Annotated in this window: 15 protein-coding genes and 1 pseudogene; 14 read left to right on the top strand and 2 right to left on the bottom strand. The window is 35.3% G+C overall.

What is annotated here, in order from left to right:
• Nucleotides 1-200: 200 nt before the first annotated feature.
• The 11 genes and pseudogenes from J3U57_RS10745 to gltP all read left to right on the top strand — a co-directional run.
• Nucleotides 201-578 (top strand): annotated as a pseudogene (locus J3U57_RS10745) (pseudouridine synthase); the annotation flags it as partial.
• Between the two features lie 295 nt (nucleotides 579-873).
• Complete coding sequence (gene rppH / locus J3U57_RS10740) at nucleotides 874-1,446, top strand: RNA pyrophosphohydrolase (RefSeq protein ID WP_065633973.1); 573 nt, start codon at nucleotides 874-876, stop codon at nucleotides 1,444-1,446.
• Nucleotides 1,443-2,312 (top strand): prolipoprotein diacylglyceryl transferase, encoded by an 870-nt coding sequence (gene lgt, locus J3U57_RS10735; protein WP_267344697.1) that lies wholly within the window; start codon nucleotides 1,443-1,445, stop codon nucleotides 2,310-2,312. Before rppH ends, lgt begins: the two co-directional genes overlap by 4 nt.
• A complete protein-coding gene (gene thyA, locus J3U57_RS10730) occupies nucleotides 2,309-3,103 on the top strand; it encodes a thymidylate synthase (RefSeq protein ID WP_267334264.1) in 795 nt (264 codons plus the stop codon). Before lgt ends, thyA begins: the two co-directional genes overlap by 4 nt.
• A 244-nt stretch (nucleotides 3,104-3,347) precedes the next feature.
• Nucleotides 3,348-4,298: an LpxL/LpxP family Kdo(2)-lipid IV(A) lauroyl/palmitoleoyl acyltransferase gene (gene lpxL / locus J3U57_RS10725; RefSeq protein ID WP_267344696.1), complete on the top strand. Its 951-nt coding sequence runs from the start codon at nucleotides 3,348-3,350 to the stop codon at nucleotides 4,296-4,298.
• A 46-nt stretch (nucleotides 4,299-4,344) separates the two neighbouring features.
• Nucleotides 4,345-5,427 (top strand): 23S rRNA (cytidine(2498)-2'-O)-methyltransferase RlmM, encoded by a 1,083-nt coding sequence (rlmM, locus tag J3U57_RS10720; protein ID WP_267344695.1) that lies wholly within the window; start codon nucleotides 4,345-4,347, stop codon nucleotides 5,425-5,427.
• A gap of 22 nt (nucleotides 5,428-5,449) precedes the next feature.
• Nucleotides 5,450-7,312 carry a penicillin-binding protein activator gene (locus J3U57_RS10715; RefSeq protein ID WP_267344694.1) on the top strand — a complete coding sequence of 621 codons (1,863 nt, stop codon included), beginning with the start codon at nucleotides 5,450-5,452 and terminating at the stop codon, nucleotides 7,310-7,312.
• Entirely contained in the window at nucleotides 7,275-7,646 is a 372-nt protein-coding gene (locus tag J3U57_RS10710; RefSeq protein ID WP_267344693.1) for a YraN family protein, read from the top strand. Before J3U57_RS10715 ends, J3U57_RS10710 begins: the two co-directional genes overlap by 38 nt.
• A 16-nt stretch (nucleotides 7,647-7,662) precedes the next feature.
• Complete coding sequence (locus J3U57_RS10705) at nucleotides 7,663-8,241, top strand: SIS domain-containing protein (protein ID WP_267334269.1); 579 nt, start codon at nucleotides 7,663-7,665, stop codon at nucleotides 8,239-8,241.
• 97 nt (nucleotides 8,242-8,338) lie between these two features.
• Nucleotides 8,339-11,038: a DNA topoisomerase (ATP-hydrolyzing) subunit A gene (gyrA, locus tag J3U57_RS10700; RefSeq protein WP_267344691.1), complete on the top strand. Its 2,700-nt coding sequence runs from the start codon at nucleotides 8,339-8,341 to the stop codon at nucleotides 11,036-11,038.
• A gap of 91 nt (nucleotides 11,039-11,129) precedes the next feature.
• Nucleotides 11,130-12,440: a glutamate/aspartate:proton symporter GltP gene (gene gltP / locus J3U57_RS10695; protein ID WP_065634049.1), complete on the top strand. Its 1,311-nt coding sequence runs from the start codon at nucleotides 11,130-11,132 to the stop codon at nucleotides 12,438-12,440.
• A 281-nt stretch (nucleotides 12,441-12,721) separates the two neighbouring features.
• Here gltP and rpmG read toward each other — a convergent pair whose 3' ends face one another.
• The gene (gene rpmG, locus J3U57_RS10690; protein ID WP_034884348.1) at nucleotides 12,722-12,889 is read right to left on the bottom strand and encodes a 50S ribosomal protein L33; all 168 of its coding nucleotides are present in this window, start codon (nucleotides 12,887-12,889) and stop codon (nucleotides 12,722-12,724) included.
• 15 nt (nucleotides 12,890-12,904) lie between these two features.
• On the bottom strand, nucleotides 12,905-13,141 hold the full coding sequence (gene rpmB / locus J3U57_RS10685) for a 50S ribosomal protein L28 (RefSeq protein ID WP_034884345.1): 237 nt from the start codon (nucleotides 13,139-13,141) through the stop codon (nucleotides 12,905-12,907).
• A gap of 381 nt (nucleotides 13,142-13,522) precedes the next feature.
• Here rpmB and aroE point away from each other — a divergent pair, with 381 nt between their 5' ends.
• The 3 genes from aroE to aroL all read left to right on the top strand — a co-directional run bounded on the left by aroE (nucleotide 13,523) and on the right by aroL (nucleotide 15,579).
• Nucleotides 13,523-14,353 carry a shikimate dehydrogenase gene (gene aroE / locus J3U57_RS10680; RefSeq protein WP_267344689.1) on the top strand — a complete coding sequence of 277 codons (831 nt, stop codon included), beginning with the start codon at nucleotides 13,523-13,525 and terminating at the stop codon, nucleotides 14,351-14,353.
• 149 nt (nucleotides 14,354-14,502) lie between these two features.
• Nucleotides 14,503-14,856 (top strand): DUF1870 family protein, encoded by a 354-nt coding sequence (locus J3U57_RS10675; protein ID WP_267334272.1) that lies wholly within the window; start codon nucleotides 14,503-14,505, stop codon nucleotides 14,854-14,856.
• Nucleotides 14,857-15,066: 210 nt separating this feature from the next.
• Nucleotides 15,067-15,579, top strand: a complete 513-nt coding sequence (gene aroL, locus J3U57_RS10670) for a shikimate kinase AroL (protein WP_065633983.1) — start codon at nucleotides 15,067-15,069, stop codon at nucleotides 15,577-15,579.
• Nucleotides 15,580-15,600: the final 21 nt, after the last annotated feature.

Raw genomic sequence — 15,600 nt, 5'->3', positions numbered from 1 at the left:
CGATGGTAGTGTGGGTATTACCCATGTGAGAGTAGGGTGCCGCCAGACTTTTAAATTAGCGCGAGAGCCCAGCAGAGATGCTGGGCTTTTTTGCTTTTTACAACGGAATAATTATGACTAACAATGCTAGAAAATTGATAATGATTTACTATATTATTAAAAGTATTGTTATTGAACATTGTTAAATGGATAGGAAAAAAATGCGCTCATTAATTGCTTTTAACAAACCGTACAATGTAATTACGCAATTTTCTCCCCATGAAAAATATCAAACATTAAAAGATTTTATTTCATTACCCAAATTTTACCCGGCAGGTCGACTGGATACTGACAGTGAAGGATTATTATTACTGACCAATGATGGTAAATTGCAGTCAAAAATCAGCTCACCAAAATTTAAATTACCAAAAACTTATTGGGTACAAGTTGAAGGCATAATTAGTCAACAAGCTATAGATAAACTCGCTCAAGGTGTTCAGTTAAAAGAGTTCTATACAGCCCCAGCTATAGCGACTAAGCTGGAAGCACCGACTAATCTATGGCAACGCGTTCCCCCTATTCGTGAACGTAAAGCTATTTCCAAATTGGTACAACATCAGTAACCATATGTAATATTTAAATCACAACAATAGAAGATGCGATTTCATATTTTTCTCAGTAGTGCATTATGAAGTATTTATAACTTATGCGGCTTTCTTGGTAGTTTAGTCATATAAATTCACTTTGCTATAATAAGCATTGTTATAAGAGCTAAATTATCTAAAAAATAGCTGATTAAAAGTATATTTGCTTGATAAATTCATTTTCCTATTTATTTATTTCTGTATGTATGAAACAATTTAGATATAGAAAAATAATTTTTTGAGGTAGTCAGTGATCGATAATGATGGCTACCGTCCAAATGTAGGAATAGTTATTTGTAACAGGTATGGTCAAGTTCTTTGGGCTCGTCGTTATGGACAAAATTCTTGGCAGTTTCCTCAGGGCGGAATTAAACTAAACGAAACGCCTGAGCAGGCAATGTTTCGTGAATTAAACGAAGAGGTAGGATTATTACCCAAAGATGTGAAAATTTTGTCTGTAACTAATGGTTGGTTGCGTTATAAATTACCTAAACGAATGATTCGTTGGGAAAATCAACCTGTATGCATAGGGCAGAAGCAGAAATGGTTTTTATTAGAATTGATTTCTGATACATCAGTAATTAATCTTAATACGTCTTCGACTCCAGAATTTGATGATTGGAAATGGGTGAGTTATTGGTATCCTATTCGTCAAGTTATTGCCTTTAAACGTGATGTCTATCGAAAAGCAATGAAAGAATTTTCTTTACCAGTTTTTACTATACAGTCAGAGATAGAAGTGCCAACAGTTAATGTTTCTAAAAAGAAACGATTTAATTTCTTTGCTCATAAACGAAAAAATAAACAGCGTATAAAAAAATGAATCAATACTTACAATTTCCTAATTTTGATCCAATTGCTTTTTCAATTGGTCCTATTTCGCTACATTGGTATGGTGCAATGTACTTATTTGGTGTATTGGGCGCGCTTTATTTAGCTAAGCGCCGCGCAAGAAAGCCAAATAGTCAATGGACTACACAACAGGTTGAAAATTTATTATTTTGGGGTTTTTTAGGACTCTTTATCGGTGGCCGTCTTGGTTATATTTTGTTTTATAACTTTGATGCGTTTATTAAAGATCCGGTTATTTTGTTTAAAGTTTGGGAAGGCGGCATGTCATTCCATGGTGGTTTAATAGGTGCGATTTGTGTCATTGCGATTTTTGCTAAAATAACACACAAAACCTTTATGCAAGTAGCTGATTTTGTTGCACCTTTAGTTCCTATTGGGTTAATGTTTGGACGTTTTGGTAATTTTATTAATGGTGAATTGTGGGGACGCGTAACGCACTCACATATTGGTATGCTATTTCCAACCTCGTCTCATGCTGATTTTATGTATGTACAGTCTCATCCTGAATGGTTTTCTCTTTATACTCAGCTTAATGGTATTTTACCAAGGCATCCTTCGCAGCTTTATGAAATGTTGTTTGAAGGAATAGTATTATTTATTATTTTGAATTTATTTATCCGTAAACATAGACCTGTTGGTGCTGTATCTGGTCTATTTTTACTTTGCTATGGTTTATTCCGGTTTGTCATAGAATTTTTTAGACAACCGGACGAACAAATAGGCTTATTCTTAAATATGATAAGTATGGGACAAATTTTATGCCTACCAATGATTATTGGAGGTATTTTGATTCTGTTATATGCATATAGATTTAACCGTAAGGCGATTAAACGATGAAACAATATTTAGCGCTGATGCAAAAAATTTTAGCAGAAGGTACACCTAAATCTGATCGAACTGGAACGGGTACATTATCGATCTTTGGTCATCAGATGCGATTTAATTTGCAAGATGGCTTTCCATTAGTCACGACAAAAAAATGTCATTTACGTTCTATTATTCATGAACTACTTTGGTTTTTGAAAGGGGATACTAATATCCGTTATTTACAGGATAATAAAGTGACTATTTGGGATGAATGGGCCGATGAAAATGGTGATTTAGGCCCAGTATATGGTAAACAATGGCGGGCTTGGGGAGCTGCCGATGGCCGTCAAATAGATCAAATTACTCAATTAATTGAACAAATTAAAAATGATCCTGATTCAAGACGTATGATAGTTTCTGCATGGAATGTCGGTGAACTTGATCAAATGGCATTAGCACCATGTCATGCATTTTTTCAATTTTATGTTGCGCAAGGTAAACTTTCTTGTCAACTCTATCAACGCTCATGTGATGTATTTTTGGGATTACCGTTCAACATTGCAAGTTATTCACTCTTAATACATATGATTGCTCAGCAGTGTAATTTGGAGGTTGGTGATTTTGTTTGGACGGGAGGGGATACCCATCTATACTCAAATCATATGGATCAAACTAAGCTGCAATTAAGTCGAGAGCCAAGATCATTACCAAAATTATTGATAAAGCGTAAACCGCCAACAATTTTTGATTACGAATTTGAGGATTTTGAGATTGTTGATTATGATCCTTATCCTGCCATCAAGGCGCCAGTCGCAGTGTAAAGTATGTTGAAGTATTATGATAAAAAATACGTTTAATCTATTTTTTTACTCATCCATAAGTTAACAATAGTATTATTGGGATTAATCAAATTAATCCCAATATTTTTTTTAATCTCTCTTTTTATGATTGAACGCATCATGTAACAATAGCCGATTTTGTCAATCGGAATGTTATTTTCCTGCATATTGAGCCAAGATTGGTATATAATAGTTAACTTTGTTTAAATCATTAATTGATCTTAATATGAGTCAAAATCAGGAAATTCGTCCCGTTTTTACTAAGCATTTATTACATCCTCGTTACTGGTTAACGTGGTTAGGAATTGGTTTGTTATATTTATTGGTATTGTTACCCTATCCAATAATTTATCAACTAGGTAAATCATTAGGTTTACTTTCAATGAAGTTAATTGGGAAGCGAAAAGAAACTGCAAAACAAAATCTTAAACTTTGTTTTCCCGACAAATCACAACAAGAACGCGACGCGCTACTGCGTGATAATTTTATTTCGACTGGATTAGCTATTTTTGAAACGGGTATGGCTTGGTTTTGGTCCGATAGACGTTTAGCTAAGCATTCTTCTATAGTGGGTGATGATTATATTACAAAGGTACAGCAATCAGGACAAGGTGTTTTATTAATTGGAATTCATTTCTTAACACTCGAATTAGGTGCTCGAATTTTAGGTATGAGTCACCCAGGTGTTGGCGTTTATCGACCTAATGATAATCTGGTAATGGACTATGTGCAGCTTAAAGGCCGACTAAAATCAAACAAATATATGTTAGATCGTTACAATACCAAAGGTATGATTCGGGCATTAAAAAATGGTGAATTACTTTGGTACGCGCCAGACCATGATTATGGTCCTAAAAATAGTGTATTTGCACCATTATTTTCTGTTGAAAAAGCAGCAACCACAATCGGAACTCGCATTCTCGTTAAGTTGGGGCAACCTGCAATTATACCGTTTACACCTAAACGTGAAAAAAAAGGTCACTATATTGTTGATGTAACGCCTGTGCTTGAAGGTTATCCAATCGATGATGATGTACTTGCTGCCACGTTTATGAATAAAGCCATTGAGCATGAAATTTTAAAAGCACCGGAACAATATATGTGGTTACATAGACGTTTTAAAACGCGCCCTAAAGGTGAAGCTCCTTTATATACAGATAGTGTACAATCTGATTAATATCCGCTCATTAAATCGTGTTGAGAAGAAGAGTAAAAATTACAATATGCAAAAACTAAATAAAATTATTTTGTATTGTCGCCAAGGATTTGAAAAAGAGTGTGCGGCTGAAATCACTGATGAAGCATCACAAAAAGCAGTATTTGGTTTTGCTAAAGTAAAAGAAAATAGTGGTTATGTTATTTTTGAATGCTACCAAGATGGTGATGCTCAACACTTGATTAAAACGTTATCTTTTCGAACATTAATTTTTGCGCGGCAAATGTTTGCAGCCGGTGATTTATTAACCGATCTACCTAACCATGACCGTATTTCTCCCATCATAGATTCATTATCAGGCTTAATAGAGAAAGCCGGTGATTTACGGGTAGAAGTAGCTGATACTAATGAAGGAAAAGAACTGATAGGATTTTGTCGTAAATTTACTGTTCCTCTTCGTCAAGCTTTAAGACATAAACGTATTTTATTGAAAGTGGAAAATCCATCAAGGCCCGTCATTCATCTATTCTTTATTAATAGTCAGAGTTGCTATATTGGCTATTCGTTAAGTCAAAATAATTCGCCATTTTATATGGGAATACCTCGGCTAAAATTTCCAAGCGATGCGCCTAGCCGTTCAACCTTAAAATTGGAAGAAGCTTTCCATATTTTTATTCCATACGAAGAATGGGATGAACGATTAAAAGGTGGTTTAAATGCGGTCGATTTAGGTGCTTGTCCAGGCGGTTGGACTTATCAACTCGTTAAACGAAATATGATGGTTTATGCCATTGATAATGGTCCAATGGATAAAAAATTGATGGAAACAGGACAAGTAAAACATTATCGTGAAGATGGCTTTAAATTTGTGCCAAAAAAGCATAATATTTATTGGTTGGTCTGTGATATGGTTGAAAAACCAACTAAAGTGACACAATTAATTGCCAAATGGCTTATTAATGGTTGGTGTCGAGAAACCATTTTTAACCTGAAATTACCAATGAAAAAGCGATATGAAGAAGTAACACAAAATTTGCTGCTACTTCATGAAGAATTAAATGGTAAACAAATTAACGTCCAAATTCAGGCTAAACAGTTATATCATGATCGCGAAGAAATTACTGTGCACGTACAGCGGATTTGGGGATAACAAATTACAAGAGAATAGGTGTATGAATTTAAAACGGTCCTTTTATGCAATGCTAATACTTACATTGTTTACCTTATTGGCTGGATGTCCTGCCAATAAGCCACAAGTAATGACTGATTATGACCAGAATAAAAATTCTAGTTATTATTTATCACAAGCTGATAAAAGTTCTGGTTACGCCAAAACCAATTGGCAGTTAATGGCTATTCAGGCTTTAGTGAAAGAAAATCAACTAGCTAAAGCTGATGGATTACTATCGCAAATATCATCCCACCTTGATGCTAAGCAACAACAAGAGCGAACATTATTACTTGGTGAAATTGCAGTAAAATCAGGAAAGTCATTTGATTTTAATCAATTTTCTACTCAAGGCTTAACTCAAGCTCAGTTATACCGTTACTATACTATTAAACTCAGTAGTGATGAAAAAAATAAAGAGATTAATGCACAAGCTCATGACTATACTGAATTAGAAAAATATGCGCCAGAAAATCAAAAAAAACAGATATTAAATAATACTTGGAATTTCTTTAGCAAGTTAAACGTAAATGAAATTAATTCAATTGTTGTCAACGAAGATGACAGCATTTTACAAGGTTGGATTAATTTAAGTTATGCGTACACAAACAACAGTAAAGCTCCCACTACGCAAGAAGGTGATACACCAGAAGTGATAGCCGAGAAAACGCAAAAACAAAAGCAAGCATTAAAACAAGCTGTTGCTGATTGGCTAACCCAGTATCCAGATCATCCAGCTAAAAATATCCTACCAATATTGACTGGTGAGCAGACCTTAGCTGCCGCAGACACGAATGCGAAAAAAGTAGCTTTATTATTACCATTAAATGGTTCATCACGTATATTCGGCGACACAATTAAGCAAGGTTACAGTGATGCAATAAAGTTCTTCCCGCAAGAACCACAGCAAAATGTCGTTTTACTCGACACAACAAGTGCGCCAATGGATACACTTATTCAGCAAGCAAAAGAGCAAAATGTTGAACTCATCGTTGGTCCTTTGCTCAAAGATGAAGTTGTTAAAATAAAACAATTAGCACCAAGCATACCGGTTTTAGCACTCAATAAAGTTGATAATAATACAATATCGACGAATAAAATGTGCTTTTTTGCACTATCACCAGAAGATGAAGCAAAGGATGCTGCCGATCATATTTATGCGCAAAGTAAGGTGAACCCCCTACTGCTTGTGCCACAAAATGATTTAGGCAAACGTGTCGCGCAAACTTTTGCTAAACAGTGGTCACAATTATCTGCTAATAATTCTCAAGCTTATGTGCAATATTTTGGCAATAAAAGTTCATTAAGTGCGAATATGAATCAAAATAGTGGAATCAGCCTGAGTGGCTCACCTATTTTAATCAATGATGCAACTACTCAGCCGGTACCGCCTGAACAATCAGCTAGTTTTGATGCTATTTATATCTACTCTTCTTATGATGAACTAACCCTAATTAAACCTATGTTAGATATGGGGGCGGCTAAATCGGGAACTAACTTATCTCAGATAATGATTTATACCAGTTCAAAAAGCCATGTAGCCAATGCATCTAATGATTTTAACTACGATATGAATAAAACGGAATATGCTGATATTCCAATGATCATTAATCGCACCGATAATATGTTAGAAATAATACCAAGCAATATTCAGAAAGATTATTCATTATTGCGTTTATACGCGATGGGCATTGATGCATGGAGACTGGCAAACCGCTTTAATCAATTAGATTCTTATCAACCTAATTTTTTAGATGGAATGACAGGAAAATTATCGACAAGTAATCAGTGTGAAGTGACAAGAGCATTGTCTTGGCAACAATATATTCATGGTTCAACTCAAACTACCACAACAAGCGAAGAATAAACAAATTGGCAAGCATTATGAAAATATCGCTTGCCAATACTTACTTAAACAAGGGCTTTTATTAATTGCTAAAAATAGTCAATATCCCTTAGGTGAAGTTGATTTAATTATGCAAGATAAGCAATGTCTGGTTTTTGTTGAAGTACGTTATCGAAAAAATGCTAATTTTGGCGATGCTGCGATGACGGTAACGTTAAGTAAACAAACGAAAATTAAGCAAGCAGCACAACTCTGGATGCTATCTGAAAATTTGAATATTGAAGATACCGAGTTTAGGTTTGATATTTTTGCCATAACAGGTAAAAATCAACAATGGATTATTAATGCGTTTTAATTATTAGGTGAAAAACGTGCAAGATTTAATTAAAAATTATTTTACTGAAAGTATTCAAACACAAATTGTAATGGCGGAGTCTTTAGGTTCATCAATCGAAAAAGCAGCCAATATCATTGTTCAAGGTTTACTTAATGGCAATAAAATTATGAGTTGTGGCAATGGTTCTTCCGCTGCAAACGTTCAAAGTTTTACCTCACGATTGATGACTAGCATTAATATAGAAAGACCCAGTATTCCTGCCTTAGCTTTAGTTTCTGATAATGTATTATTAAGCGCTATTGCCACTCATGAAGAAGTTTACGCACGTCAAATTCAAGCCTTGGGTCAACAAGGTGATATTTTGATTATAGCAACTAGCCAAGGTAACAGTCGATCAATTATACGGGCGGTACAAGAGGCGGTGATTAAAGATATGAAAATTGTTGCACTTACCGCTTTTGATGGTGGTGAAGTGATTGGTTTACTTAGCCAAAATGATATTGAAATTAGAGTTCCCTCCTATAAAAAAGTGATGGCTTACGAGATGCATGCAATGATTCTAAACTGCTTGTGCCAATTAATTGAAAATACATTGTTTATTCATGGTGAATAAGTTGAAATAAAAACAGTTTAGTTCTGCATTAATAGTGTTTTTATGCTATAATTATAAGCTATTTTGATGATCTAAATTAATAAGAGAACATGGTGTTATGACCGAACTAGCCAAAGAGATAACCCCCGTTAATATTGAAGATGAATTAAAATCCTCTTATCTTGACTATGCAATGTCTGTCATTGTTGGGCGTGCTTTACCCGATGTGCGTGACGGTTTAAAACCGGTTCATCGTCGGGTTTTATTTGCCATGAACGAAGCTGGATATGATTGGAATAAACCTTATCGAAAATCAGCGCGTGTTGTTGGGGATGTCATCGGTAAGTATCACCCTCATGGTGATTTTGCTGTTTATGAGACGATTGTGCGTATGGCACAGCCATTTTCATTACGCTATATGTTAGTTGATGGGCAAGGAAACTTCGGTTCAGTTGATGGTGACTCTGCTGCTGCAATGCGTTATACCGAAATTCGTATGCAAAAATTTGCAGGTGCATTATTGACGGATCTTGATAAAGAAACCGTTGATTTTTCACCTAACTATGATGGATCCGAGATGATTCCAGACGTGTTACCAACACGTATCCCTAACTTATTAATTAATGGTTCATCAGGAATTGCAGTTGGTATGGCAACGAATATTCCACCACATAATTTATCTGAAGTGATTAATGGTTGCCTTGCTTTTATTGAAGATGAAAACATTTCTGTTGATGGTTTAATGGAGCATATTCATGGGCCTGATTTTCCAACGGCAGCGTTAATTAATGGTCGTAAGGGTATTGAAAATGCTTACCGTACCGGTCGAGGCATCATTTATATCCGCTCAAAAGCAACCATTGAAGTTGATGACCATTCAGGTCGTGAAACGATTATTGTTAATGAAATTCCATATCAAGTTAACAAGAAAAAGTTAATAGAAAAGATAGCTGAGTTAGTCAAAGATAAAAAAGTAGAAGGTATTTCAGCACTACGCGATGAATCAGATAAAGATGGGATGCGTATTGTGATCGAAGTTAAACGCGATGCTGTTGCTGAAGTGGTATTAAATAATCTTTTCTCTTTGACGCAGCTACAAGTTTCATTCGGTATTAATATGGTTGCTTTACATAAAGGGCAACCAAAACTATTAAACTTACGTGAAATGATTGAAGCATTTGTGCTTCATCGCCGTGAAGTGGTTACGCGCCGAACGATATATGAACTACGTAAAGCTCGTGAACGTGCCCATGTTTTAGAAGGTTTAGCAATAGCACTTGCCAATATCGATCCTGTTATTGAGTTAATTCGTGCTGCATCAACGCCAAGCGAAGCGAAAACTAAATTATTGGCGCAAGCTTGGCAGTTAGGTAATGTCGCTGCAATGCTTGAAAAAGCGGGTAATGATGCTGCGCGACCAGAAGAATTAGCACCAGAATTTGGTATTCGTGATGGTCACTATTATTTATCTGAAGCACAAGCGCAAGCTATCTTAGATCTACGCTTACATCGCTTAACAGGTCTTGAACACGAAAAAATTCTTGATGAATACAAAGCGTTACTTATTCAAATCGGTGAACTATTGCATATTTTAGCAAGTCCAGAAAGATTGATGGAAGTCATTCGTGAAGAGCTCGAAGCGGTTCGAGATCAATTCCAAGATGCAAGACGAACTGAAATCACAGCTAGCAGTGCTGATATTAATATTGAAGATCTTATCGCGCAAGAAGACGTGGTTGTTACCCTTTCTCACCAAGGCTATGTGAAATATCAACCGCTTTCTGATTATGAAGCACAACGTCGTGGTGGCAAAGGTAAATCGGCGACCAAAATTAAAGAAGAAGATTTTGTTGAAAAACTACTGGTCGCCAATACGCATGATACAATTCTTTGTTTCTCTAGCCGTGGCCGATTGTATTGGATGAAAGTTTACCAATTACCTGAAGCAAGTCGTGGTTCTCGTGGTCGTCCAATTATTAATCTATTACCACTTGAAGCGGATGAGCGTATTACTGCAATTTTACCGGTTCGGGAATTTGATGACGAACATTGTGTGTTTATGGCAACGGCACAAGGTACAGTTAAGAAAACCTCACTAATTGAATTTAGTCGTCCTCGTAGTGGTGGTATTATCGCCATTAACCTACGTGATGATGATGAACTTATCGGTGTGGATCTAACAAGTAATGAAACATCAGATACCGTTGATGATGAAGAGCTCAATGATGATGTAATTGTTGATGAGACAGATAATGATGACGAAGTCTCTCAAATCTCTAATACAGAAGACATTATGTTATTTTCAGCTAATGGTAAAGTTGTTCGCTTCCCGGCGAATAAAGTTCGCTGCATGGGACGAACTGCGACCGGTGTTCGGGGTATTAAATTAGAAGGTGATGATAAAGTAGTCTCACTCATTGTTCCTCGAGGTAATGGCGCAATTTTAACTGCTACTCAAAACGGTTATGGTAAACGTACTGAACAAGAATTATATCCAACTAAATCACGCGCAACTAAAGGCGTAATTTCTATTAAGGTCAGTGAGCGAAATGGAGCAGTTGTTGGAGCTGTACAAGTTGAAGAAACCGATCAAATTATGTTGATCACTGATGCAGGAACGTTAGTTCGCACGCGTGTATCAGAAGTGAGCATTGTTGGTCGAAATACGCAAGGTGTTATGCTTATTCGAACGGCTGAAAGTGAAAAAGTTGTCGGATTGCAGCGAATTGCTGAAACAGAGGATGACGATAACGAGTCTGAATTTCCCTCGAACCAAGGTGAACAACGGACTGATTCATTAGAGGAATCCGAAGAATAATTTTTAATTATTAAAAAGGATTAGTTAATATAGCTAATCCTTTTTTATTTTAGAAAATCAGGAAAAGGAACAGTATTTGATGTCATTTTTTATAAAAAAAATTTTAACAAATCTTGCGTGGCAAATTTTAATTGCCTTGATCTTAGGTGTAGCAATGGGGGCTTATCTGTTCGAACTTTCTGTTCCAACTCACCCTTTACATTCTTATTATCAATTCTCTATCGTTAATATTTTCCAACCTGCGGGTGATATCTTTATTCGTTTAATTAAAATGATTGTATTACCTATTATATTAAGTACATTAACACTTGGTATTGCAGGTATCGGCGGCTCAAAACGATTAGGGACGTTAGGATTTAAAACAATACTCTATTTTGAGATAATTACTACCATCGCTATTTTATTGGGTCTTTTATGGGGCAATGTTTTCGCGCCAGGTGCAGGTATTGACTCTTCAACTTTAGCCACAACTGATGTGAGTAAATATGCAAAAGCAGCGGAGGAACTAAGTGGAAAACCTCATGGCCTTATTGTTATGATTTTAGACATGATTCCTGCCAATATTTTTAAAGCAATGACGGATGGCGCGGTTTTACCTGTAATTTTCTTCTGTGTGTTTTTTGGTTTAGGTTTAATGTCTTTACCAGATAAACAACGCGAACCATTTGTATTCTTCTTAAAAGTTGTTTCTGATACCATGTTCAAAGTGACAAATATGATCATGCGTTATGCACCAATTGGGGTATTTGCTCTTATTACTGTCACGGTGGCTAAATATGGATTCGAATCTTTATTACCACTATTCAAACTAATTTTGACCGTATATTCGGCAATGATTGTTTTTACCATAGTAGTATTAGGTATTGTGTGTAAACTCTGTAAATTTAGTATTTTTAAATTACTGAGAATTTTAAAAGAAGAATTAGTCATTGCATTTTCAACGGCCAGCTCTGAAACAGCATTGCCAAAAATCATCGAAAAAATGGAAGCTTATGGCGCGCCTAAAGCGATAACCAGTTTTGTTATTCCAACCGGTTATTCATTTAACTTAGATGGATCGACTTTATACCAAAGTATTACCGTTATCTTCTTAGCTCAGCTATTTGGTATGGATTTAAGCATTATAGATCAAATTATTATTGTTATTACTCTAATGATAGCCTCTAAAGGTATTGCTGGCGTACCTGGTGCTTCAATATTAGTGCTATCTGCAACACTCGGAAGTGTCGGTATACCACTAGAAGGTATAGGCTATATTATGGGAGTCGAGCGTATTTTAGATATGGGTCGAACTGTTGTTAATGTGGTTGGTAATGCATTAGCGGCAATTGTTATTGCACGTTGGGAAAATGCATTTGATGATACAAAAGCCAGAGCTTATGAACAAAAATATTTAAAATAATCTAGGTATTAGTGTATTACTATCAAAAGCTTCTGTTTATAAAAATGGAAGCTTTTATTTTAACTAGAAAAATGATGATTCATCATAAATAGCCGTCTAGTCAGGTAGTAATTATAAACTGACTTAAAAATAATACTATTAATAACGGAAATAGTGCTCGGTTATTTTCTAATAGAAGATAAAGATCAATTGATGTAATATTTTTGATATTAATTATATTTTTTGTTTTTAGATAGATATAAAAAAACCCAGCATTTGCTGGGTTTCTCGTTTATACAAAACTATTTAATTTTAGCTTCTTTATAAACAACATGCTGACGAACAACAGGATCATATTTTTTGATCTCCATCTTTTCAGGCATGGTTCTTTTGTTTTTGCTAGTGGTATAAAAATGACCGGTACCAGCAGAAGAAACTAATCTAATTTTTTCACGTACACCTTTAGCCATGATATGGTTTCCTTATTAGTACTTTTCACCACGGGCACGAAGTTCAGCTAAAACTGCATCAATACCCTTTTTATCGATAGTACGCATACCTTTAGCTGATACACGTAATTTTACAAAACGTTTTTCACTCTCAATCCAGAAACGGTGAGTTTGAAGGTTTGGTAGAAAACGACGTTTAGTAGCATTCATCGCATGAGAACGATTATTTCCCACTAAAGGACCTTTTCCTGTTACTTGGCATACTCGTGACATGTCAATAATTCTCCGAAATTTCTATGCTTAAGCCTTGGGCGTAATATGTTAATGGAATTAACCTCGTCAGGCTTTTAGTTTGCTGCAGTTCTATTTGAGAAGCAGTCTAACCTCTCACACTACACCCATAATAATGAGGTAGCGAAGTATACGCTGTTATGCAAAGATTCTCAAGTATTATCTTATTTTAGACTAAAAATAAGTTCACTATGAGCAACGATTGATATAAAAAGATAAAGGTACCTATCAATTTGCTTCTATTTTATAACGAGCTTTACTTTAGTTAAATACAAAAATCGTTTTATTTTATAATAAATATGCTTTAATACTAAATGATAAATATATTTTTTGATTTAATTTTCTAACTTTCAAGGAGATTATATGAACCAGTTTAAGCCATATGACATCTATGGCATTATCGGTTATCCGTTAGGGCATACAATGAGCCCATTAATTCACACTACTTCGTTTCAAGATTATAATATTCCAGCTATATTAGTTGCATTTCCAACGCCTCCAGAAGAGATACCTAACCTGTTCAAATCGGTTCGATTACTAAATATTCGCGGTTTATGTGTCACTATTCCTCATAAACAAACAATTATTCCTTATTTAGATTATGTTACTGATCATGTTAAAAAAGCAGGCGCAGCAAATTTAGTTTATTGGGATGGTGACAAGCTTTGTGGTGACAATACTGATATTGTTGGTTTTATGGAGCCATTAAGACAAAAAAAATTACCTGCCGAATATAAAAAGGTTTTATTGTTAGGCGCTGGGGGCGCAGCTCGCGCTGCTGTAGTGGGTTTGCAGGATCTCGGTTATACCGATATTACCGTTAGTGATATTTCTAAAGAACTACCCGAAGCACTAGCCAAAGAGTTCAACCTTAAAATTGTTGATTGGGAAGATCGTAGCAAAGTTGAGGCTCAAATCATTGTTAACTCAACCCCATTAGGCATGCAAGGAAAATTTGAAGACCAAACACCTTATGAACAAGCATGGTTTAAAGGAAAGGGATTGGCTTATGATATTGTTTATACACCCTATAACACAAAATTTAGACAAGAAGCTCACAACGCGGGCTGGGAATCAATTTCTGGTCGTGAGATGTTTATTGGTCAAGCAAATGCACAATTTAAAATTTGGACAGGAAAAGAACTGTCTCAACGAGCAAAACAAGCGGTAATAGACGCGCTAGCAGCAAAATAAATATTGAAAAAATAACATACATCTTATCAATGTTAATTTGATGTATGTTAGAACATTGATCATATTGTTCTATTATTCTGACATATTGATTGCCTGGATATAAATTTAATGAATTTTGTAATTTCACAATGTGAATACAAGGAGTATTTATGACAAATCTTGAATTGCAAGCTTATCGTCGTTTTTTGATGTTAAAAGTGCTAGAAGCGAGTGAATATATTGGTAAAACAGACATTAAAACTTGGCATGACTGGGAAAGCGGTAAGTTGCCTGTTCCTGAATTTGTAGCAACAGCGATGCAAGAATTAAAAAAAATTCGCCACGATAAAATCAATCTTATCATTAAAGGCATTAATGATCGGGTTGGCAGTAATACTATTCGTTACTTCATGACATATGAAGAGTTTAAAAAAGTCAATCCAGATCTTGATGTGATTCAATGGCGATTACACCAATCCATTGCCACTGAACTTTATTTTCGAGGTCTAGAAAAACTGTGCTAGCGGTTATTTTTTGTAATATGAATGACTTAATAATCTTATTGGTGTAAATATTATTTTACATTCTTTGACAGTTTTATGAAAAACATATTCATATAAATCAATAGTATTTATTTTTACAAGATTAAATGTAAAAAAAATGTTGCAAAAGATAAAGTGAATCACTAGCATAGACAAAATATTCTGAGATCTGTCAATCTGAAAGGACCCAATATGAATAAACCAATTTTTCTCGTCGGCGCAAGAGCAGCTGGCAAAACAACAATGGGAAAAATGTTAGCAAATAAGCTATCGTTTTCTTTCATTGATACAGATTGTCATTTACTCGAAACCACCCAAAAAACAGTGGCCGAAATTGTTGAAAAAGAGGGCTGGGAAGGGTTTAGGGCAAGAGAAAGCCAAGTACTGATTGATACAGCAAAACCTAATCGGGTCATTGCTACAGGTGGTGGAATGGTTTTAGCGGATCATAATCGCCAATTTATGAAACAAAATGGTATTGTTATCTTTCTTTCTGCGCCAGCGGCGACGTTAGCAGCTCGTTTAATGAAAGATCCAAATATTGCTCAGCGTCCTTCTCTTACGGGTTTATCAATTGTAGATGAAATGGAAAAAGTCGTAGCGGAACGATTGCCTTTATATCATGATGCCGCCCATTATGTTGTTAATGTCGATCAAGATGAACATCAAATTTTAAGCCAAATGCTTGAAATGTTGAATAATTAATCAACTTGTTTTGCCTAAACC

Source organism: Gilliamella sp. B3464, from assembly GCF_026536145.1.
GTDB lineage: Bacteria > Pseudomonadota > Gammaproteobacteria > Enterobacterales > Orbaceae > Gilliamella.
Note: the sequence above shows the minus strand (reverse complement) of the source record. Positions and strands in the feature narration are given on the sequence as shown.

Bases quoted from the DNA above. Each gene is read 5' to 3' on its own strand.
- lgt (WP_267344697.1), top strand. From the start codon at position 1,443: ATGAATCAATACTTACAATTTCCTAATTTTGATCCAATTGCTTTTTCA.
- thyA (WP_267334264.1), top strand. From the start codon at position 2,309: ATGAAACAATATTTAGCGCTGATGCAAAAAATTTTAGCAGAAGGTACA.
- lpxL (WP_267344696.1), top strand. From the start codon at position 3,348: ATGAGTCAAAATCAGGAAATTCGTCCCGTTTTTACTAAGCATTTATTA.
- rlmM (WP_267344695.1), top strand. From the start codon at position 4,345: ATGCAAAAACTAAATAAAATTATTTTGTATTGTCGCCAAGGATTTGAA.
- J3U57_RS10715 (WP_267344694.1), top strand. From the start codon at position 5,450: ATGAATTTAAAACGGTCCTTTTATGCAATGCTAATACTTACATTGTTT.
- J3U57_RS10710 (WP_267344693.1), top strand. From the start codon at position 7,275: ATGGTTCAACTCAAACTACCACAACAAGCGAAGAATAAACAAATTGGC.
- gyrA (WP_267344691.1), top strand. From the start codon at position 8,339: ATGACCGAACTAGCCAAAGAGATAACCCCCGTTAATATTGAAGATGAA.
- rpmG (WP_034884348.1), bottom strand. From the start codon at position 12,889: ATGGCTAAAGGTGTACGTGAAAAAATTAGATTAGTTTCTTCTGCTGGT.
- rpmB (WP_034884345.1), bottom strand. From the start codon at position 13,141: ATGTCACGAGTATGCCAAGTAACAGGAAAAGGTCCTTTAGTGGGAAAT.
- aroE (WP_267344689.1), top strand. From the start codon at position 13,523: ATGAACCAGTTTAAGCCATATGACATCTATGGCATTATCGGTTATCCG.
- J3U57_RS10675 (WP_267334272.1), top strand. From the start codon at position 14,503: ATGACAAATCTTGAATTGCAAGCTTATCGTCGTTTTTTGATGTTAAAA.
- aroL (WP_065633983.1), top strand. From the start codon at position 15,067: ATGAATAAACCAATTTTTCTCGTCGGCGCAAGAGCAGCTGGCAAAACA.